The following is a 19,743-nucleotide window of genomic DNA, read 5'->3' on the forward strand; positions in this document are numbered from 1 at the left end:
TAGCGGGATATCTAGAACGGCGAAGCCGGCGCAGCCGTCGGCTTCATTCGGCAAGCGGATCGAGCGAGGAGTGCCTCGGCGGCTCACGCGCGAAGCGTGAACCGCCATGGCGCATACCCGGCTCAGGTCCGCATGAAGCCTTCGCACTCGCCTTCGGCCCAGGCGAGCGCGGTTTCCAACTTCTCTCCTTGCGCAAAGCGCAGCGCCATCTTGGTCAGCGTCGCCTGGAAGTAGATCTGCTGGGCGATCTTCGGCGGCGCCGGAGACGCGGCGATCGACATCGTCTGCTGCTTGTAGGGATCCGGATAGTGGAAGAGCGTGCCCTTCGGCGGCCCTTCCTCGGCCCAGGTCTTGAACTTTGTCATGTTCGCGTAGGCCGGCAGATCGTACCCGCCGCTCGCCGCGACGAACTTCTCGATCGCCGCTGGCGAGGACAGGTGAACGAGCAAGCTCTTGGCCGCTTCCTTGTTCTTGCCAAAGGCCCAGACGCCCCAGAAGTACGGCAGGAAGGGCGCAAAACGTCCCTTCGGACCGGACGGGAAGCCGTGCGTCCAGCACTGTTCGGCGACTTGCGGTGCGTCGCGCTTGGCGACCGCCCAGGCACTCGGCGGATTCAGGATCATCGCCCCGCGGCCCGAGATCAGCCATTTGTTGTTGGAGGCATCGTCCCAGGACGGTGCATCCGTGGGCAGGACGGCGATCAGCTTCTTGTAGAATTCGAGTGCCTGCCGCACTGCGTCGGTCTTGACGGTGATATCGCCCTTGGCGTTGACGAGCTCGGCGCCGAACGACTGGAAGATCGCGCCGGCGGTGTCGACGCTGTCGGTGGTCTCGCCGAGACCGATGCCGAAGGGGAAGCCGGCCTTGTGGCAGGCCTCGGCCGCCTTCAGGAACGTCTCCATGGTCCAGTTGTCCGCCTTCGGCGGAGCGCCGATTGGATACATCTCCTGCACGTCGATGCCGGCGTGCTTCTTCATCAGATCTATGCGGGAGCAGGGGCCCTTGATCTGGCTTCCCGGCGTCGCGGGCACTGCGAGCCATTTGCCGCCCGACCGCCCGAGATATTTGACGGTGTCGTTGACCTCGCCGTTCTGCTTGATGAGCGGCTCCATGACGTCGTTGAGCGGTTCGAGATTCTCGGAATAGGCGTGCGGCCACCAGCTCGGCATCTGGAGAATGTCGTGACCGGACTTGGCCTGGGCCTCGGCCGCTGCCGTCAGCTCGATCTTCTTGTTGTTGCTGGTGATGTAGTCGATCGAGACCTCGACCTTCTCCTTCTCGCCCCATTCCTTGACGAGCGCGGTGGAGGCATCGTTGGCGCCGGGCACCCAGTGGTCCCAGAAGCCGATCGAGAGCTTGCCGGCGGCGTAAGCGCCTCGGACATAGGGCGCCGTGATCAGCGCCGCGGAGGACAGTGCAGTGGCAGCCACAAATTGACGTCGCGTCAGTGTCTTGCGTGACATCTCGTTTCCTCGCTTGGGTGTTTTATTGTTCTGGCGTTTCCTCTGAACTCTTCCGAGTTCTACTTTTGATTTTCTTTTTGAAAGTTTCTTGTTCGACGTTTCTTGTTGATGCCGTCGGCTTCGAAGGCAAATTGGTAGCGCGATCAGATCATGATTGATTGCGTCTGTCGAGAAAACCGAACGGCTTGCGCCTAGAACTAACGTTGTGTCCGGGAACGCGGCAGCGCCCTCGACATCATGCGCGGGCCATGAACCACGGCCGGTTGTTTTGCGACGCACACTCGGCGCTGGCGCGCCAGACCGACATGTGCGCAATTACGCCGCAGTTTCCAAGGAGCCTGCATAAGCACCTCGCGGCAAAGACTTTTCGGGCGTGGATAGCAATTGCCCGTGGCTAGACCTCGAAGCGGTGAAAACGATAGAGTTGCAACTGGCAAGTGGTTCTCACCCCAACAGCCTAATCAGATCGAGATGGAGACCAGAATGATCAACCCGGCGCCGCCCGCGCGGCCTAACCTGCGACGATGGTTCGCGCTGGGATCCGTTGTCGTGTTGCTGCTCGGCGCAGCCGCGGCGAACGCTCAAGGCCTGGTCAAAGGGGTTCAGGAAGGAGCGGCAGCCGGGAACAAGGCGGCAGGTCCGGTCGGCGGCGTGCTTGGCGGCGCGATCGGCGGCGTGGTCGGTGTCTTCACCGGCGTGCTCGGCGTTGGCAATAATGGCAATCAGGCGCCTGCAGCCAAAGATGCGAGCAAAGACGCAAGCAAGGATGCGGCCAAGGACGCCAAGCAGGGCGCCGGCAAGGACAAGGACGCCAAGAGCGCCAAGGCGGGCAAGGGCGCCAAGGCGAGCAAGGAGGCGAAGAACGGGCCGCAGGACAAGGATGTCACGGTCCTGACCCAGACCGGCGCGCCGCAATTGACCGCCGACCAGATCGTCACCAACAGCGACTCCTATATCGAGCGGATCAAGACCGAACTGAACCTCACGCCCGAGCAGGAGAAGCACTGGTACGGCTTCTCGAGCGCCATGCACTACCTCGGGCATAACGGTGCCGAGCGGCTCAACCTGCGGGTTGCGCGCGCCAAGCGGGATCCTCCCGACGACATCGTCGAGCAGATGCGCAACGAGGCCCAATTCCTGATCGACCGCGCTGCCGACCAGCGCAATGTCGCCGATGCCGCCGAGCCTCTCTATTTGAGCCTCGATGACAAGCAGAAGCAGGTGTTCGTACAGGAGATGGTGCGGCTCAGCCACGAACGAGGATTGGATTGATCAAGTTGAATCGGATCGGGCGCGTCTGAATTAACGGCGCCCGCCACGAATTCGTGAATCCTCTTCGCGATTCGGTTATGATTAGCTTCGGAAGCTGATGGCGGGGTTGATATGGCGGACGGACTCTCCGTTTTCCTGGTCGAAGACGAGACGTTGATCCGGATGATGATGGCGGACATGGTGGGGGAACTCGGCCACCACGTCGCCGCGGAAGCGGACAATGTCCGGGACGCCAGTGCTTTCGCCATGACCGCACAGTACGATCTTGCGATCCTCGACATCAATCTCAAGGGCGTCTACGTCGATCCGGTCGCGGACCTGATCGAGCGTCGCGGCAAGCCGTTTCTGTTCGCCACAGGCTATGGTCCGGAGCTGCTGCCGTCCTTGCTCCGACGTCGGCCGATCCTGCGCAAGCCGATTTCGATCGATCAGCTAAAGGCGATCATCGATTCGATGTTTCCGGAAGCGCTAGCGAAGACGCCGCACTGAGACCAAAAACAAAATGGCCGCCCGTCAGGGCGGCCATTTCGCGACGGAATGCGTCGCGGTTTCACATCAGGCCGGCGCCGAGATCGATGCCGCGCGCCATCAGGCCGAACGAGGCGACCAGGCCCGTGCAGCAAAACAGCAAGATGGTCTTGAACGAAGAATCGGCCAAACGCGTTTCGATGGTGGCCGGCATTGCGCCGATCGAAATCATGCTCATGTTCATTCCCCCCTTTGTTGCCCCTGAATTGCATCAGGTAAGGGAACTCCTAGAGCAAAAAGTTTGACGCGAGCTTTCGAGGGATCGTTAACGAAATGGCAATTGATGCCGCGTTTTCGGGCACTGGAGCGCGTTCACTCGTTCAGTGGCGCCCGTTCTTCAGCACCGTAGCGATGGTGTGGGCCGTCATGGCCGCGCGGTCCGAAGCGCGCTGGGCGGCGAGCCGGTCACGCGCCTTTTCCTCGATCAAGAGCTCGATCAGGGCCAGCCGCTTGCCCTCGTCGTCCGCCTCGAGCAGCAGGCGGTGATAGCGGTGATAGTCGAAACCCAGATCCTGCTTACGCATGTCACGCCCCCGCAACTACGCCACACACAAGCCAGGATTGTTTCTCATCCGGGACGTGCGCGCAAGCACGATCCCGCGTCGCGCGCGCGTGCTCGTTAATCAGCTGTGAATTGCTGGAACCCGCGGCCGGAAGCGCGCGCCGTTAAGGTTGGTTGTGCTCCGCGAACATCGTCAGTCCGACGAAACTCGCATCGGGTTTCGTGACCAGCCTGGTCGGGATGTCGCGGAGATAGTCCTGGAAGCGCCCCTTGGCTTCGAAGCGCGCCCGGAATGCGGAGGCTGCAAGGAAGTCGGGAAAGCGCGGCACGATTCCGCCGGCGATATAGACGCCGCCGCGGGCGCCGAAGGTGACCGCGAGATTGCCCGCGACCGAGCCGAGAATGGCGCAAAACATCTCCAGCGTCTTGCGGCTGAGCTCGCAACTGCCTTCCAGGGCCGCCTTCGTGATAGCGGCAGCATCGCGATGCGGCACCTGCGCGCCTTCCACTTCGGCCAGCGCCTCGTAGAGGCTTTGCAGACCCGAACCGGACAAAGCGCCACGCTCGATGGAGACATGGCCGAGGCGTCGGCGCATGGACGCGATCACGCGTTCCTCGCGCTCGTCCTCCGCCGGCAGGGTCGCGTGGCCCGCCTCGGTGACGACGGCCAGCCGAGAGCCGTGGCGCTCGACCAGGCAGGAAACGCCAAAGCCGGTTCCGGGTCCGACAACCAGCAACGGCTCTCCGGGAAGGCCATCTTGTCCGCCGAGCGGGATCAGGTCGGCGGACTGCAGCGCGGGCAGCGACCAGGCCACCACCTCGAAATCGTTGAGAACATGGACGCTGTCGAAGCCGAGGGCCGGCTGAAGCTCGTTGCCGTCGATGACCCACGGGCTGTTGGTCATGACGCAGCGGTTGTTGGTCACCGGGCCCGCGACGGCCAGCACGGCTCTTGGGGGCGGTTTGCCGCCGGAGCGACGCGCGAGAACATCGGCAATGGCTTCCCGGACGGTTGGGAAGTCTGCCACTTTCACGTAGTCGATCGGTCCGGTCTGGTCGCCCTGGCTGAGCGCGAAGCGCGCATTGGTGCCGCCGATATCGGCGAGAAGAATCTGTCCTGTCTTGCCGATTGTCATGTGCATATGGCTGCCGCAGCCCTTTTGGCTGCGGGAACCGCTTCCTCCACTCTATCCGATCGCAAGATGCGAACGGCTTTTCAGAATCCGTCCCCGGGTCGATCTAGTCAACACGCATCAGCCCAAACTGTTGCATCCGGGGACCGACGGAGGCATTTGCGCAGATGGCCGCACCTGCGGGTGGTTGCGAAGCAGCGCGGGAAGATCGACACTGGAGGCGTGCGTTCGGCGCCCGTCGCGCGGAATGGCCTGCAATGGACCTTGCGATGAAGATTTCCGACCGGGACGTGTTGCTGGTCATCGACGTGCAGAACGATTTTTGCACGGGTGGGGCGCTCGCGGTGCCCGGCGGCGAGAAGGTCGTCCCCGCCATCAATCGGATCGCCCAAAAATTCGCCAATGTGGTGCTGACCCAGGACTGGCATCCCCGCGATCATGTCTCCTTTGCCCCGAACCATGCGGGCAAACAGCCGTTCGAGACCATCGTGCTTGACTACGGCGTCCAGGTGCTGTGGCCGAGCCATTGCGTCCAAGGCAGGGCGGGCGCTGAATTTCACCGCGATCTCGACGTCACCCGCGCAAGCCTGGTGGTGCGGAAGGGGTTTCGGCGCGGCATCGATTCCTATTCGGCGCTGTTCGAGAACGACCTGAAAACGCCGACCGGGCTGCTCGGATATTTGCGGGAACGCGAGCTGAACACCGTCTTCATCGCCGGCCTCGCGTTCGACTTCTGCGTCCGCTTCTCGGCGGAGGATACCCGCAAGGAGGGATTCGAGGTCGCCGTCATCGAGGACGCTTGCCGCGGAATCGATCTCGACGGCTCGGTGGCCGCGACCCATCAGAGTTTTCGGGAGCGCGGTATTTCGCTCGTCAGCTTCGAGGCCTTCCTGTGAGGACCGCGAGATAGCCATGGCGGAGAAGACCGGCAAACAGCAGCGCGCACCGGGCCCGGTCCCGGATGACCCGCTGCTGTGGCCGTTCGCTGCGGCTCGGCTGGCCATGGACGCCTGTTTCGGATGGCTCGAGCGCGGTCCGCCGGAGCAGCTCGACAGCAGCCTGCCGTGGACCACGCCCAACTCCGTCGCGCTGGAGCTTGCGACCATGCGCCTGCGCGATTGCACGCGGACGGGGTCCGGCCAGCCGGCACTGGTCTGCGCGCCCTATGCCCTGCACCGGGCCCTGATCGCCGACTTCGCGCCCGGCCACAGCGTGGTGCAGTCCCTGCAGAATGGCGGCATCGACCGGGTCTATCTCACCGACTGGCGCTCGGCCGCACCCGACATGCGCTATCTCTCGATCGACAGCTATCTCGGCGATCTCAACGTCGCCATCGACGAGATCGGCGCGCCGGTCGATCTCGTCGGCCTGTGTCAGGGTGGCTGGCTGTCGCTGCTCTATGCGGCGCGCTTTCCCGCCAAGGTGCGGCGGCTGGTGCTGGCAGGCGCGCCCGTCGACCTCTCGATCGACTCCAGACTGTCGCAGCTCGCCCGCACCGCACCGGAGATGGTCTATGACCAGCTCGTCGCCCGCGGTGGCGGCAATGTCAGCGGCGAGGAGATGCTGCGGGTCTGGTCGAAAGCGCCGAGTCGCGACGATATCGCGACGGCGCTGCAGAGCGACCTCTGCGGCGAAGAGGGTGCGGCGCTGCTGGCACGGTTCGAGCGCTGGAACGCCGAGCCTCTCAATCTGCCCGGCACCTATTATCTCGAAATCGTCAACTGGATCTTCCGGGAGAACCGGATCGCGCGCGGCCAATTCACGGCACTCGGCCGCGTGATTGATCTGAAGGACGTCAAGGCGCCCGTCTTCCTGCTGGCCGGGCTCGATGACGACGTCGTGCCGGCTGCGCAGGCGCTCGCCACCGCCGGCTTGCTCGGCATACCACCGGCTTTCATTGCAGCGGCCTCCGACCCCAGCAACCATCTTGGCCTGTTCATGGGCGCGCGGACGCATGCCCATGCCTGGCCTCGGATCGCCGAGTGGCTGCGCGACGATCTGCCCGGCATGCTGGTGCGCAGGGCCTGAGACTGCCCCCAAAGGGCCCGGCGCCGGGCAGCGAAGCTGCAAATCCGTTATGCATGCCGTTGAATGGCCTGCACGGGGCCATGCCGATGGGTTAAATGGAGTCCAGAGCTGGCGGAGGCCGGTCGCGACGAGACAAAGGGACTGTGCTCGATGAGTTTCCACTCGATCTATGCCCACGGATTTGTGCGCGTGGCGGCCTGCGTCACCACCTCTCATGTGGCTGATCCCACGGCAAACGCGGCTGCGGTTCTGGCGGCAGCGAAGGACTGTCACGCGCAATCGGTGGCAGTCGCCGTGTTTCCCGAACTGTGCCTGTCCGGCTATGCGATCGAAGATCTCGTGAAGCAGGATCCGCTGCTCGACGCGGTCGAGCGCGGGCTCGTGGCCATCGTCGAGGCATCCTCGGCCCTGATGACCATCCTGATCGTCGGCGCACCGCTGCGCTTTGGCAATCGTATCTACAATTGCGCGGTCGTCATCCATCGCGGCAAAGTCCTCGGCGTGGTGCCCAAGAGCTACCTGCCGACCTATCGCGAATTCTACGAGGGACGGCATTTCGCCTCCGGCGCCGGCATCGTCGGAGAGATGGTCGCCTTTGGCGGGCTGCACGCCCCGTTCGGCGTCGACCTCCTGTTCGCGGCGGAGGACGTACCGGGCCTGACCATCGGCGTCGAGATCTGCGAGGACATGTGGATCCCGGTCACGCCGGCCTCCGAGCTCGCGCTTGCGGGCGCGAGCGTGCTGATCAATCTCTCGGGCAGCCCGATCACGATCGGCCGCGCCCGCTCGCGCGCGCTCTTGTGCCAATCGACTTCGGCGCGCTGCCTCGCGGCTTACGTCTATTCCGCCGCCGGGGCAGGGGAATCGACCACGGATTTGGCCTGGGACGGCCAGACCTCGATCTACGAGAACGGCGTGCTGCTGGCCGAGGGCGAGCGGTTCCGGCAGGGCGGCCAGATCACGCTAGCTGATGTCGATCTCGACCTGCTCAGGCAGGAGCGCGCGCTGATGGGAACCTTCGACGACAATCGCCGGCAGCGCGAGGGCTTCTTTCGGAAAGTCAGCTTCGCCCTGAAGCCGCCGGCCGCCGATATCGGCTTCCTGCGCAAGATCGAGCGCTTTCCGTTCGTGCCGAGCGACGAGAGCCTGCTCGAGCAGGACTGCTATGAGGCCTACAACATTCAGGTCGCGGGCCTCGTCCAGCGCATGCGCGCGACCGGCACCAAGCGCGTCGTCATCGGCGTCTCGGGCGGGCTCGATTCCACCCACGCTTTGATCGTCGCCGCCAAGGCCGTCGACCTCCTTGGCCTGCCGCGCGAGAACATTCTCGCCTACACCATGCCGGGCTTTGCCACCGGCAGCGAGAGCAAGACCAATGCGCTGGCGCTGATGAAGGCGTTGCAGACGAGTTGGCAGGAGCTCGACATTCGCACCACGGCGACGCAGATGCTGAAGGACATCGGCCATCCCTTCGGCAAGGGCGAGAAGGTCTACGATGTCACATTCGAGAACGTACAGGCGGGTCTGCGCACCGACTACCTGTTCCGGCTCGCCAACCATCATGGCGGCATCGTGATTGGCACCGGCGATCTCTCCGAACTCGCACTGGGCTGGTGCACCTACGGCGTCGGCGACCAGATGGCGCACTATAACGTCAACGCCGGGGTGCCGAAGACGCTGATCCAGCATCTGATCCGCTGGGTGATTGCTTCCAAGCAGTTCAGCGACGACGTCAACCAAACGCTTGGATCGATCCTGTCGGCCGAAATCTCGCCGGAGCTGGTTCCGGCCGAGCCTGGCGAGAAGCCGCAGAGCACGGAAGCTTCCGTCGGTCCCTACGAGCTCCAGGATTTCAACCTGTTCTACACGCTGCGGTTCGGCATGCGGCCGTCCAAGATCGCCTTCATGGCGCTGCAGGCGTGGAAGGACGTCGCGCGAGGCGAATGGCCGCCGGCGTTCCCGAACGATCGGCGCAAGGCCTATGACCTTCCCGAGATACGCCGCTGGCTGGAGGTGTTCTTGCGCCGCTTCTTCGCTTTCAGCCAGTTCAAGCGCTCGGCGATGCCGAACGGACCCAAGGTGTCGGCCGGCGGCTCGTTGTCGCCGCGTGGCGACTGGCGCGCGCCGTCGGATTCGAGCGCGGCGGCTTGGCTTGAAGATCTCGAACGGAACGTGCCGGTTTGAACGGGAGATGAGCGATGTCGGCCGGCGATGGGCCCGAGCAGGGCGGCAACCCACAGAACGTCCTCAACGGCCTCTACATCTTTGAGATCGAGATGCGCGACGGCAAGCGCGGCCAGGCCAAAGGCGTCGTCGTGCTCTGCGATGGCCGCATCATGGGCGGCGACAGCTATTTCTACTACACCGGCGGCTACACTTTCCGGAACGGGAAATGGCGCGGCGATATGACCGTCAATCAGCACACCGAGGCCGTCGGCAAGCCGCTTGCGTTCGGCGGCAGGGAAGTGACCTGCGGCTTTTCAGGCGACTATTCCGCCGACGGCGCCGAGGTCGAAGGCATGGCGCTGGTCGGCAAGACCAGTGTGACATTCACGGCGCGGCTCACGCTGAAGAACCCGATGTGAGACCCGCCTGAGATGTGAGACCGGCGTAATCGGTCCTCGTTCCTGATCAGGAACCTTCGCACCCACAGAGCGTTCGCGTCTGTTGTTGCGAATTCCGAGGAGAGGGACCATGCGCCAGCACTTGATGTTATCGACCGCAGCTATCGGACTGATGCTTGCTTCCGGCATCGCCTACGCCCAGGCGCCCGGTGAGCGTAGAGACGAGCCGAGACGGACCGAGGAGCCGGCGAAAGGCGCCGCACCGCAGCGCGGCGGCGCCCAGGAACGTGTTCAAGAGCACGTTCAAGAGCGGGCGCAGGGCGCCCAGGAGAGATTGCACGGCGCTGACCGCGAGGAGAAGGGCGGCGCTGCCAGGCAGGACGCGAGTGACGACAAGCGCCAGCCGGCCAGTTCGGCCGAGCGCAACCAGCCGAAGTCGAGGGATCAGGCACAAGACTCCCGCGAGCCTTCACGCGATCGCAGCCGCGACGCCGAGAACACGAAGCCGGGGCGCGACGGCAAGAGCAGCGCCGAGACGAAGCAGGACAAGACCGCGCCGCAGAAAACAACGGCCGAGTCCGACAAGTCCAAGTCCGGTACGTCTAGTCAGCAGAACGAGCGCACGGGTGCCGCGGCCAACCAGAACGAGCGCAACCAGACCCAGCCGCCGCGCAACGCGGCTGAGCAGCAGCAGCCGGCACAGCAGAACAACCGACCGGCAACCGCGACCGACACGAACCGGACGGCCCAGACCAACAACGCGCAGACCGCGCCTGCCAATTCGGGCACGCAGACCAATCAAGCCAACCAGACGAACCAGACCAACACGCAGACCAATCAGCAGACCCAGGTCTCGTCCGAGAAGCAGGTGCGGATCTCCGAAACGGTGAGCCATGCACGCCTGGCGGAGCCGGAGCGCAATCTGAACATCTCGATCCGGGTCGGCGAGACCATTCCCTCGCGCGTGCGTCTCCACAGGCTTCCGCCCGAGATCGTCTCGATCGAGCCCGAATATCGGGACTACGAATATTTTACGACGGGTGACGACGTCGTCATTGTGGAGCCGCGGACGCATCGCATCGTCAGCCAGGTGCCTCGCGATCCGTCGCGCGCCCGTGCCCAAATGAGCGGCGGCACCTCGTCGAGCATGGCGGCGGCCGGCGCCAGCAACGTGAATTGCCAGATCATGCGGCGTGACGCCTCGGGCAATGTGGCCCAGGCAGAGCCCTCGACCGTAGGCTCGACCGCGCGAACCGATTCCTTGAGCGTGACTGTCCAGATGCCCGGCGGCGGCTCGTCCGCGCCGATCGCCCTCGGCGCTCCCGCCGGCAACATCGTGGTCGCGACACAAGGGCAGGGCGACTGCACGGTGACGATCGAGCCGCAGACGCGATAGCGCCCGTGTCGGCATAACGACGCCAAAACGACTTCGCGCCGCGCGGCTGATCAAGCCGGCGGCGCGAAATCACGTTCAATCTAGAAAGTCCCGAGGTCCGGAGTGCCTAGGAGTCCGGACCTCGTAACCTTGCCCCAGCCTTTGATCCCCCCGCCCCATGTGGTCCCCCAACCCCGTGGTGCGCGATCAGAGGGTGATGCCCTTGGAAGGCCGCCGATCGATGTCCCGCGATGTACGCGACATCGGAATAGGATTCCATTCCGGATCACTACGGACTCGAACGCGCTTGATCCGCGCGCGGATGCATGCGTCTGCACGCCGCACTCGCGTTGCCTTTATTCGATGCACGCGATCGCGGGGATGTCCACATCTCCTCAGCGCCTCGGAACCTGCATTTCACCGGCCTGTCATTTAACTGGTCTAGCGCTGCTCCCGTCATTGTTGACGGCCGAGGAGCAACCCATGTCGAAGCCGGTACTGGGCGCCGCATTGTCCTTCAAATCGATCCCTGCGCATCGCGACTGGCTTCTCGAACGGCAGCGCGACCTCGAGATTCAGGATTTCTTTCGCGCGGACTTGCTCGACGGCGACTGGCGAAGTGCTGCTAGCGAAATCAAGCAGATGCTGTCAGGTCATACCGGCCGGCTCGGCATCCACGGACCGTTCTGGGGCTTCGCGATCGGTAGCCACGACCCGATGATCCGCCAAGTGGTGACGAAACGCCTGCTTCAGGGCCTCGAGGCCGCCGAGTTCCTCGGCGCGACGCAGATGGTGATCCATTCGCCGTTCACGACCTGGGACCACAACAACCTCGACCTCTATCCGGATAATCGCGGCAATCTCGTCGAACGCGTCAAGGCGACACTCGCCGAGGTGATCGTGCGCGCCGAAACCATCGGCTGCGAGATCGTCATCGAGAACATCGAGGACAAGGATCCGCGCGATCGCGTGCGCCTCGCCAAGGCGCTCGAAAGCAGCAAGGTGCGGGTCTCCCTCGACACCGGCCACGCCAACTACGCGCACATCTCCACCGGCGCGCCGCCGGTCGACTACTATGTCGAAACCGCCGGCGACATGCTGACGCACGTCCACCTGCAGGACACCGACGGTTTTGCCGACCGGCACTGGGCCCCGGGCGAAGGCAATATCCCGTGGGTCACCGTGTTCCGCGCGCTGGGCCGGCTGAATTCCAACCCCCGGCTGATCCTCGAACTTCGCAATCACAACGACGTCCGCCCTGGCGCAGCCCATCTGGCCGCGCTCGGTCTCGCCGAATAGCCGACCAAAAAACCGGCAGGGGTTATCATCATGAGCAAGCTCACGCGTCGTACCATCCTGAAGTCCGGCAGCGTTGCCGCAGGCACGCTGCTGCTGCCGCGCTTCGCGATCGGGCAGGCGGACAACCGTCCCTCGGTCACTATCGCGGTGCAGAAGGTGACGAATTCGAACGTGCTCGACGTGCTGCGCGAGCAGTCCAATGTCGGCGAGCGCGTCTTTTTCTCCTCGATCTGGGAAGGCCTGATCTCCAAAAACTGGCGCGGCAGCCTTGAGGCCGTGCCGGGGCTTGCCACCGAGTGGCGCCGTATCGACGACCAGACTGTCGAGGTGAAGCTGCGCCAGGGCGTCAAATTCCACAATGGCGACGAGCTGACGGCGGAGGACGTCGTCTTCACGTTCAGCCGCGAGCGCATGTTCGGTGAGACCGAGGCCAAGAGCCGCAGCACCATCCAGGCCTTTGAGAAAATTCCGACGCCGCGTCCGGGCAAGGAGCTGCCGCCGGACGTTCCGGCGGTTGCACGCCGGATCTGGCCGGATCTCGTCCGCGTCGATGCCGTCGATAAATACACCGTGCGCTTCTACAACGCGACGCCCGACGTCACGATCGAGGGTCGGCTGTCGCGCTACGGCTCAGATATCGCGAACCGTCGCGCCTGGGCTGAATCCGTGAGCTATCTCGACTGGGCGCGCAAGCCTGTTACCACCGGGCCCTACAAGGTCGTCGAGCTCAAGCCCGACGTGTCGCTGACGCTGGAAGCCCACGACGAATATTGGGGCGGCCGTCCACCGCTCAAGCGCATTCGCTTCCTCGAGGTCCCGGAGGTCGCGAGTCGCATCAACGGGCTGCTCTCGGGCGAGTATCAGTTCGCCTGCGACATCCCGCCGGACCAGATCGCGGGCATCGAGAAGAACGCGGCCTTCGAAGTGCAGGGCGGCACCATCCTCAATCATCGTCTGACCGTATTCGACAAGAACCACGCCCAACTCGCCAATCCACTTGTAAGGCGCGCCTTCACTCATGCCATCGACCGTCAGGCGATCGTCGACAGCCTGTGGGCCGGTCGCACACGCGTCCCGAAGGGCCTGCAGTGGGAGTTCTACGGTGACATGTTCAACGCCGACTGGAGCGTACCGACCTACGATCCGAAGCTGGCGCAGGATTTGTTGAAGCAGGCCAACTACAAGGGCGATCCCATTCCCTATCGCCTGCTCAACAATTACTACACCAACCAGGTCGCGACCGCGCAGGTGCTGGTCGAGATGTGGAAGTCGGTCGGTCTCAACGTCCAGATCGAAACCAAGGAGAACTGGTCGCAGATCATGGAACGTGCGCCGACGCGCGCGGTCCGCGACTGGTCGAACTCGGCCGCCTTCAACGATCCCGTATCGTCGCTGGTTGCCCAGCACGGACCGAACGGCCAGCAGCAGCAGATCGGCGAGTGGACCAATGCCGAGCTGAATACGCTCTCGGAGTTCCTGGAAACCTCGATCGATCGGGCCGCCCGCAAGAAGGCGTTCCGCCGCATGCTGGAGATCGCCGAGCGCGAAGACCCGGCCTATACGGTGCTGCACCAGAACGCGACCTTCACGGCCAAGCCGAAGTCGATCAAGTGGAAGGCGTCGCCGGCCTTCGCGATGGATTTCCGCGCCGGCAATTTCGAGGCCTGATCGGTGGCGCCGCTGATCAGCATTAAGGACCTCAGCGTCGCCTTCCACGGCGTGCCGGTCTTGCGTGGTGTCGATCTCGCCTTGCACAAGGGCGAGGCCCTGGGCCTCGTCGGCGAGTCCGGGTCGGGCAAGTCGGTGACGTGGCTTGCGGCACTCGGCCTCTTGCCGCGGAATGCCCGCGTCTCGGGCTCCGTTCGTCTCGACGGTCGCGAGATCCTCGGTGCGGCGGCCGCCGAGCTCGATCGTATCAGGGGCGGGCGCGTCGCCATGATCTTCCAGGATCCCGCGAGCGCACTGAATCCCGTGCTGACCATCCGCAGGCAGCTCTGCGAGTCCTTGGCGCTGCATCGCGATATCTCGGGCGGCGCGGTGAAAGCGGAAGCGCGGCGGCTGCTCGATCTCGTCGGCATTCCCGACGCGGCGCGCAGGCTCGAAGCCTATCCGCATGAGTTCTCCGGCGGCCAGGTCCAGCGCATCATGATCGCGATGGCGCTCGCCGGAAATCCCGACCTGCTGATCGCGGATGAGCCGACTACGGCGCTCGACGCCACGATTCAGGCGCAGATTCTAGAACTGCTCTCGACCATCCGCCGCGAGATGAGCATGGCGATGGTCCTGATCAGCCACGATCTTGGCGTCGTCGCCGAAAACTGCGACCGCGTGGCCGTGATGTATGCGGGCCGCATTGTCGAGGAGGCGCCGGCGAACCAGCTTTTCGCCGATCCCGTCCATCCCTATGCGCAGGGCCTGATCGGCGCGCTGCCGCCGCTTGACGGGCCGAGGCGCCACCTGACCGCCATTCCCGGAACGGTCCCCGATCCCGCGAGCATGCCTGATGGCTGCGCCTTTGCGCCGCGTTGTGCGCTCGCAGAAGCGCCGTGCGGCATTGTAGCCCCAACCCTCGCGCCGATCGCGGCGGATCGCGCCGCTGCCTGCGTTCGCGCCGAGGCTTCGCGTCGCGCGCTGCTCGGGATGGCTGCCGAATGAGCCGTCCGCTCGTCGACGTGGCCTCGATCTCGCGCAGCTACAGCATGGGCTCCGGGATGTTCGGCCGAAGTACCGCCGTTCATGCGGTCGATGGCGTGTCGCTGACGATCCGCAAGGGCGAGACGCTGGGCCTCGTCGGCGAGTCCGGCTCGGGAAAGTCGACCACCGGCCGCATCGTACTTGGCCTCGAGCCGCCGGACCATGGCGAGGTTCGGTTCGACGGCAAGCCGATGGCCGCGCCCGGAACGACCGCATGGCGTGCGCAACGCGCGCACATGCAGATGATCTTTCAGGATCCGCTGGGAGCACTGGACCGGCGGTTGCCGGTCGCCGCGCAAATCCGTGAACCCCTGGATATTCACGGCCTCGGGACGCCCCTCGAGCGCGAGGAGCGGGTCCGCGAATTGCTGCGCGCGGTCGAACTGACACCCGCACATGGTGCGCGCTATCCGGGCGCGCTCTCCGGCGGACAGCGCCAGCGCATCGTGCTGGCGCGGGCGCTGGCGACAAAGCCGGATTTCCTCGTCTGTGACGAGCCGGTCAGCGCGCTCGACGTCTCGATCCAGGCGCAGGTGGTGAATTTGCTCGCCGATCTCCAGGCTCAGCTTGCGCTGACCTTGCTCTTCATCAGCCATGATTTGCGGGTCGTCCGGCAGATCAGCAATGTGGTGGCCGTGATGTATCTCGGCCGCATCGTCGAGATCGGCAGCGCCGATGATCTGTTCGCGCGGCCGGAGCACCCGTACACGCAAGCACTGGTCTCGGCATCGCCCGCGCCGGGCCGCCGCAGCGCAGGCCGCATTGTGCTGGCAGGCGATCCGCCGAACCCGGCGGCCCGTCCTCAAGGCTGCGCCTTCCATCCGCGCTGTCCGCGCGCGATCGCGCGTTGTGCAAGCGAGGTGCCAGCGCTGTCCAACGTCGGTGGCGACAGGCAGGTCGCCTGCCACCTTGTGGCGGGGCCGCACGTCGAGACGCGGGATGCGGCGTGATGGGACGCTATTTCGCCATTCGGATCGGACGCGCGGCGTTGACGATCGTGCTCGTCGTCACCTTCGCCTTCGTGGTGTTGCGTCTCTCGGGCGATCCCGCGCTGATGATTTTGGGACCGGAAGCGCCGCCGGAAGTCCTCGCCGCCTTCCGCAGGGCGTGGGGCCTCGATGATCCCATCTGGTTTCAGTATCTCGACTATTTTGGAGCGATCGCCAAAGGCGAGCTCGGCCGTTCCATGCGTGACGGGCGGCCTGCGATCGAGCTTGTGCTGGAGCGGATACCGGCAACGCTGGCGCTGACGCTGCCGGCCTTCGCATTCAAGGTCGCGCTCGGCATTCCCGCCGGCATCTACGCGGCGCTGCACCGAGGCTCCGGCATCGACCGCGCGGTGATGATGACGGCGGTCGCCGGCTTCACCGTGCCGAGTTTTGTGCTGGCGCTGCTGCTCGTGCTCGTCTTCGCGGTGCAGCTCGGATGGCTGCCCTCGGGCGGGCAGGACAGCTGGCGTCACGCCATCCTGCCGATCGTGACACTCAGCCTTGGCGGCGCCGCGGTGCTGGCGCGCTTCACCCGCAGCGCCATGCTGGAGGTGCTGGGCCAGCCCTATATCCGCACCGCCTCGGCAAAGGGCGTGCCGTGGCGAAAAGTCGTGACGTCGCATGCGCTGCCGAACGCGGCGATTCCGACAGTCACCATTCTGGGCTTCATGGTGGGCACGCTGATCGCGGGCGCGGTCGTGGTCGAGAGTGTGTTTTCGTGGCCAGGAGTAGGGCGCCTGCTCGTCGTCGCCGTCGCCAACCGTGACCTCGCCGTCGTGCAGTGCATCCTGTTGCTGGTGGCGATGACCATGGTCACCTCGAACCTGATCGTCGACTTCCTCTACGGCTTCCTCGACCCGCGGCTGCGCGCCAAGGGGGCGCACGCATGAAGGGAGCGCATGCATGACTGACGCAACGCTGAAGGACGCGTCGGCCCGCCGCCGCATGAGCCTCCCGGCGATCCCGGTCTCGGTCGCCATCGCGATCGGCTGGATCGTCGCGATGCTGGTGATCGCGGCCTTCGCCGAGAAAATCGCGCCGTATGGCTACACCCAGCTCGACCTTCGCAATCGTCTCGCTGCTCCCGGCAATGTCGCGCACTGGCTCGGCACCGACGAGCTCGGCCGCGACGTGCTGTCGCGGCTGCTCGTCTCGATCCGCATCTCGCTCCTGATCGCCTTTGGCGCCACGGCGATCTCCGCCATCGTCGGCACTATGCTCGGCTTCCTCGCCGCGCATTTCCGCGGGCCCGTCGAGCAGCTGGTGCTGATGTTGTCCGACTTCCAGGCCAGCATGCCCTTCCTGATCATGGCGCTCGCGGTGCTCGCCTTCTTCGGCAATTCGCTGCCACTCCTGATCGGCTTGATGGGATTTTTCGGCTGGGAGCGCTACGCCCGCATCGCGCGGGGCCTTGCCATCTCGGCCAATGCGCAAGGCTATGCGGCGGCGGTCCGCCAGCTCGGCGCGACGCCGGCGCGGATTTACCTCCGGCATATCTTGCCCAACATCGCCTCGACCCTGATCGTCTCGACTACGCTGGTCTTTCCCGAGGTGATCCTGATGGAGTCGGGCCTGTCCTTCCTGGGCCTCGGCGTGCAGCCGCCGATGACCAGCCTCGGCAACATGGTCGGCTACGGCCGCGAGTACCTGACCCGGGCGCCCTGGATCATGCTGGCGCCGGCCACCACCATCGTGGTGACCACGCTGGCGGTCTCCGTCATCGGCGACTGGCTGCGCGACCGGCTCGATCCCGAGCTGCAATAGGACTTCAGCTCTCGTGTCCCGGACGCGCGAAGCGCGAGCCGGGACCTAGGAGGCCATAGCACTCGCTGCCAGATGGGCCCCGGCGCTGCAGCGCACCGTCGAAGAGACGCTGCGCCGCGTCCGGGGCAGGTGAGAGTCCCCGCGCCGGGAGCAGGGGAGCCCTGTCCGGCCCAAGTTCCCGTTGCGCGCGTTCCCCCCGTGCGCTATCCGGCCGGAAAGGCCTGAGGCGGCTTCGAAATTTTGCCGCGCCCGGCCAGCCAAACCCGAGGACGGAAACCGCCATGCCAGCCTATCGCTCCCGCACCACCACCCACGGCCGCAACATGGCGGGCGCCCGCGGCCTCTGGCGCGCGACCGGCATGAAGGATGGCGATTTCGGCAAGCCGATCATCGCGGTGGTCAATTCGTTCACCCAGTTCGTGCCCGGCCACGTCCATCTGAAGGACCTCGGCCAGCTCGTCGCCCGCGAGATCGAGCAGGCCGGCGGCGTGGCGAAAGAGTTCAACACCATCGCGGTCGACGACGGCATCGCCATGGGCCATGACGGCATGCTCTACAGCCTGCCGTCGCGCGAACTGATCGCCGACAGCGTCGAGTACATGGTCAACGCCCATTGCGCCGACGGCATGGTCTGCATCTCCAATTGCGACAAGATCACCCCCGGCATGCTGATGGCGGCGCTGCGGCTCAACATCCCCGCCGTGTTCGTCTCGGGCGGACCGATGGAGGCCGGCAAGGTCACGCTGCAGGGCAAGACCAAGGCCGTCGACCTGATCGATGCCATGGTCGCCGCGGCCGACTCCAAGGTCAGCGACGAGGACGTCAAGGTGATCGAGCGCTCGGCGTGCCCGACCTGCGGCTCGTGCTCGGGCATGTTCACGGCCAATTCGATGAACTGCCTCACGGAAGCCCTTGGCCTTGCGCTCCCCGGCAACGGCACGGTGGTCGCGACCCACGCCGACCGCAAACGCCTGTTCGTCGAGGCCGGCCACACCATCGTCGATATCGTGCGCCGCCACTACGAGCAGGACGACACTAGCGTGCTGCCGCGCAATGTCGCGAACTTCAAGGCGTTCGAGAACGCGATGACGCTGGACATCGCGATGGGCGGCTCGACCAACACGGTGCTGCATCTGCTCGCCGCCGCCCATGAGGGCGAGGTGAAGTTCACCATGCAGGACATCGACCGACTGTCGCGGCGCGTGCCCGTGCTGTGCAAGGTCGCGCCGTCGGTCGCCGACGTGCATGTCGAGGACGTGCATCGTGCCGGCGGCATCATGGGAATTCTGGGCGAGCTCGACCGCGCCGGCCTGATCGACACGTCGGTCTCGACCGTGCACGCGCCGACGATGAACGACGCGCTGGAGCGCTGGGACATCAAGCGCTCGAAGAGCGAGTCCGTCCGCACCTTCTTCCGTGCCTCGCCCGGCGGCATCCCGACCCAAATCGCCTTCAGCCAGGAGCGTCGCTACGACGAGCTCGACACCGACCGCGAGAAGGGCGTGGTCCGCAACCTCGAGCACGCCTTCAGCAAGGACGGCGGTCTTGCCGTGCTCTACGGTAACCTCGCGCAGGACGGCTGCATCGTGAAGACCGCCGGCGTCGACGCCTCGATCCTGAAATTCTCCGGCCCCGCCCGGGTGTTCGAGAGCCAGGATGCCGCCGTGGAAGGCATTCTGGGCGGCAAGGTCGTTGCCGGCGAGGTCGTGGTCATCATCTATGAAGGCCCGCGCGGCGGCCCCGGCATGCAGGAGATGCTGTATCCGACCAGCTATCTGAAATCGATGGGCCTCGGCAAAGCCTGCGCGCTCGTCACCGACGGACGCTTCTCGGGCGGCTCGTCGGGCCTGTCGATCGGCCATTTGTCGCCGGAAGCTGCCGAAGGCGGCAACATCGGTCTCGTCAGGACCGGCGATCGCATCGCCATCGACATCCCGAACCGCAGCATCACGCTGGAGGTCTCCGACGAGGAGCTGGCCAAGCGCCGCGCCGCGGAAGAGGCGAAGGGCGATGCCGCCTGGCAGGCGATCGGCCGCAAGCGCAATGTCTCGACCGCGCTTCAGGCCTACGCCGCGCTCACCACCAGCGCCGCGCGCGGCGCGGTGCGCGAGGTGAAGCGGCGCGCGCGCTAG

At 65.1% G+C, this 19,743-nt stretch carries 18 protein-coding genes; 14 read left to right on the forward strand and 4 right to left on the reverse strand.

Annotated elements, in window-relative coordinates:
• Positions 1 to 122 precede the first annotated feature (122 nt).
• A complete protein-coding gene (locus AC0L3C_RS00725; protein WP_063996315.1) occupies positions 123 to 1,463 on the reverse strand; it encodes an ABC transporter substrate-binding protein in 1,341 nt (446 codons plus the stop codon).
• Positions 1,464 to 1,946: 483 nt separating this feature from the next.
• On the opposite strand from AC0L3C_RS00725, the gene AC0L3C_RS00730 reads away from it, so the two are divergent.
• Positions 1,947 to 2,735, forward strand: coding sequence for a Spy/CpxP family protein refolding chaperone (locus AC0L3C_RS00730; protein ID WP_473406893.1), 789 nt, complete (start codon positions 1,947 to 1,949; stop codon positions 2,733 to 2,735).
• Positions 2,736 to 2,846: 111 nt separating this feature from the next.
• On the forward strand, positions 2,847 to 3,224 hold the full coding sequence (locus tag AC0L3C_RS00735; protein WP_473406894.1) for a response regulator: 378 nt from the start codon (positions 2,847 to 2,849) through the stop codon (positions 3,222 to 3,224).
• Positions 3,225 to 3,285: 61 nt separating this feature from the next.
• Here the strand turns inward: AC0L3C_RS00735 and AC0L3C_RS00740 are convergent, their stop codons facing one another.
• The 3 genes from AC0L3C_RS00740 to glk form a co-directional block, all read right to left on the reverse strand.
• Positions 3,286 to 3,441, reverse strand: coding sequence for a hypothetical protein (locus tag AC0L3C_RS00740; RefSeq protein WP_473406895.1), 156 nt, complete (start codon positions 3,439 to 3,441; stop codon positions 3,286 to 3,288).
• A 142-nt stretch (positions 3,442 to 3,583) separates the two neighbouring features.
• Positions 3,584 to 3,787, reverse strand: coding sequence for a hypothetical protein (locus AC0L3C_RS00745; RefSeq protein ID WP_018457896.1), 204 nt, complete (start codon positions 3,785 to 3,787; stop codon positions 3,584 to 3,586).
• Between the two features lie 142 nt (positions 3,788 to 3,929).
• Positions 3,930 to 4,901 (reverse strand): glucokinase, encoded by a 972-nt coding sequence (gene glk / locus AC0L3C_RS00750; protein ID WP_473406896.1) that lies wholly within the window; start codon positions 4,899 to 4,901, stop codon positions 3,930 to 3,932.
• Between the two features lie 254 nt (positions 4,902 to 5,155).
• On the opposite strand from glk, the gene pncA reads away from it, so the two are divergent.
• The 12 genes from pncA to ilvD all read left to right on the forward strand — a co-directional run bounded on the left by pncA (position 5,156) and on the right by ilvD (position 19,743).
• A complete protein-coding gene (pncA, locus tag AC0L3C_RS00755; protein ID WP_473406897.1) occupies positions 5,156 to 5,794 on the forward strand; it encodes a bifunctional nicotinamidase/pyrazinamidase in 639 nt (212 codons plus the stop codon).
• Positions 5,795 to 5,810: 16 nt separating this feature from the next.
• Positions 5,811 to 6,926, forward strand: a complete 1,116-nt coding sequence (locus AC0L3C_RS00760) for an alpha/beta fold hydrolase (RefSeq protein WP_473406898.1) — start codon at positions 5,811 to 5,813, stop codon at positions 6,924 to 6,926.
• A gap of 150 nt (positions 6,927 to 7,076) precedes the next feature.
• The gene (locus AC0L3C_RS00765; RefSeq protein ID WP_473406899.1) at positions 7,077 to 9,110 is read left to right on the forward strand and encodes an NAD(+) synthase; all 2,034 of its coding nucleotides are present in this window, start codon (positions 7,077 to 7,079) and stop codon (positions 9,108 to 9,110) included.
• Positions 9,111 to 9,124: 14 nt separating this feature from the next.
• Entirely contained in the window at positions 9,125 to 9,511 is a 387-nt protein-coding gene (locus AC0L3C_RS00770; protein ID WP_473264683.1) for a GrlR family regulatory protein, read from the forward strand.
• Between the two features lie 109 nt (positions 9,512 to 9,620).
• Positions 9,621 to 10,886 carry a DUF1236 domain-containing protein gene (locus AC0L3C_RS00775; protein WP_473406901.1) on the forward strand — a complete coding sequence of 422 codons (1,266 nt, stop codon included), beginning with the start codon at positions 9,621 to 9,623 and terminating at the stop codon, positions 10,884 to 10,886.
• 462 nt (positions 10,887 to 11,348) lie between these two features.
• Entirely contained in the window at positions 11,349 to 12,164 is an 816-nt protein-coding gene (locus AC0L3C_RS00780; protein ID WP_473282417.1) for a sugar phosphate isomerase/epimerase family protein, read from the forward strand.
• A gap of 30 nt (positions 12,165 to 12,194) precedes the next feature.
• On the forward strand, positions 12,195 to 13,832 hold the full coding sequence (locus AC0L3C_RS00785) for an ABC transporter substrate-binding protein (RefSeq protein WP_473282419.1): 1,638 nt from the start codon (positions 12,195 to 12,197) through the stop codon (positions 13,830 to 13,832).
• Positions 13,833 to 13,835: 3 nt separating this feature from the next.
• Complete coding sequence (locus AC0L3C_RS00790; RefSeq protein ID WP_473406902.1) at positions 13,836 to 14,819, forward strand: ABC transporter ATP-binding protein; 984 nt, start codon at positions 13,836 to 13,838, stop codon at positions 14,817 to 14,819.
• On the forward strand, positions 14,816 to 15,808 hold the full coding sequence (locus AC0L3C_RS00795; RefSeq protein ID WP_473264688.1) for an ABC transporter ATP-binding protein: 993 nt from the start codon (positions 14,816 to 14,818) through the stop codon (positions 15,806 to 15,808). The genes AC0L3C_RS00790 and AC0L3C_RS00795 overlap by 4 nt, the downstream gene beginning before the upstream one ends.
• The gene (locus AC0L3C_RS00800; RefSeq protein ID WP_456764320.1) at positions 15,808 to 16,737 is read left to right on the forward strand and encodes an ABC transporter permease; all 930 of its coding nucleotides are present in this window, start codon (positions 15,808 to 15,810) and stop codon (positions 16,735 to 16,737) included. The genes AC0L3C_RS00795 and AC0L3C_RS00800 overlap by 1 nt, the downstream gene beginning before the upstream one ends.
• Positions 16,738 to 16,750: 13 nt before the next feature.
• Positions 16,751 to 17,611: an ABC transporter permease gene (locus tag AC0L3C_RS00805; RefSeq protein WP_473264689.1), complete on the forward strand. Its 861-nt coding sequence runs from the start codon at positions 16,751 to 16,753 to the stop codon at positions 17,609 to 17,611.
• Positions 17,612 to 17,892: 281 nt separating this feature from the next.
• A complete protein-coding gene (gene ilvD / locus AC0L3C_RS00810) occupies positions 17,893 to 19,743 on the forward strand; it encodes a dihydroxy-acid dehydratase (protein ID WP_473406904.1) in 1,851 nt (616 codons plus the stop codon).

This window comes from Bradyrhizobium sp. WSM4872 (genome assembly GCF_055811715.1).

Coding starts and splice junctions, on each gene's coding strand:
- AC0L3C_RS00725 (WP_063996315.1), bottom strand. CDS start 1,463: ATGTCACGCAAGACACTGACGCGACGTCAATTTGTGGCTGCCACTGCA.
- AC0L3C_RS00730 (WP_473406893.1), top strand. CDS start 1,947: ATGATCAACCCGGCGCCGCCCGCGCGGCCTAACCTGCGACGATGGTTC.
- AC0L3C_RS00735 (WP_473406894.1), top strand. CDS start 2,847: ATGGCGGACGGACTCTCCGTTTTCCTGGTCGAAGACGAGACGTTGATC.
- AC0L3C_RS00740 (WP_473406895.1), bottom strand. CDS start 3,441: ATGAGCATGATTTCGATCGGCGCAATGCCGGCCACCATCGAAACGCGT.
- AC0L3C_RS00745 (WP_018457896.1), bottom strand. CDS start 3,787: ATGCGTAAGCAGGATCTGGGTTTCGACTATCACCGCTATCACCGCCTG.
- glk (WP_473406896.1), bottom strand. CDS start 4,901: ATGACAATCGGCAAGACAGGACAGATTCTTCTCGCCGATATCGGCGGC.
- pncA (WP_473406897.1), top strand. CDS start 5,156: ATGGACCTTGCGATGAAGATTTCCGACCGGGACGTGTTGCTGGTCATC.
- AC0L3C_RS00760 (WP_473406898.1), top strand. CDS start 5,811: ATGGCGGAGAAGACCGGCAAACAGCAGCGCGCACCGGGCCCGGTCCCG.
- AC0L3C_RS00765 (WP_473406899.1), top strand. CDS start 7,077: ATGAGTTTCCACTCGATCTATGCCCACGGATTTGTGCGCGTGGCGGCC.
- AC0L3C_RS00770 (WP_473264683.1), top strand. CDS start 9,125: ATGTCGGCCGGCGATGGGCCCGAGCAGGGCGGCAACCCACAGAACGTC.
- AC0L3C_RS00775 (WP_473406901.1), top strand. CDS start 9,621: ATGCGCCAGCACTTGATGTTATCGACCGCAGCTATCGGACTGATGCTT.
- AC0L3C_RS00780 (WP_473282417.1), top strand. CDS start 11,349: ATGTCGAAGCCGGTACTGGGCGCCGCATTGTCCTTCAAATCGATCCCT.
- AC0L3C_RS00785 (WP_473282419.1), top strand. CDS start 12,195: ATGAGCAAGCTCACGCGTCGTACCATCCTGAAGTCCGGCAGCGTTGCC.
- AC0L3C_RS00795 (WP_473264688.1), top strand. CDS start 14,816: ATGAGCCGTCCGCTCGTCGACGTGGCCTCGATCTCGCGCAGCTACAGC.
- AC0L3C_RS00800 (WP_456764320.1), top strand. CDS start 15,808: ATGGGACGCTATTTCGCCATTCGGATCGGACGCGCGGCGTTGACGATC.
- AC0L3C_RS00805 (WP_473264689.1), top strand. CDS start 16,751: ATGACTGACGCAACGCTGAAGGACGCGTCGGCCCGCCGCCGCATGAGC.
- ilvD (WP_473406904.1), top strand. CDS start 17,893: ATGCCAGCCTATCGCTCCCGCACCACCACCCACGGCCGCAACATGGCG.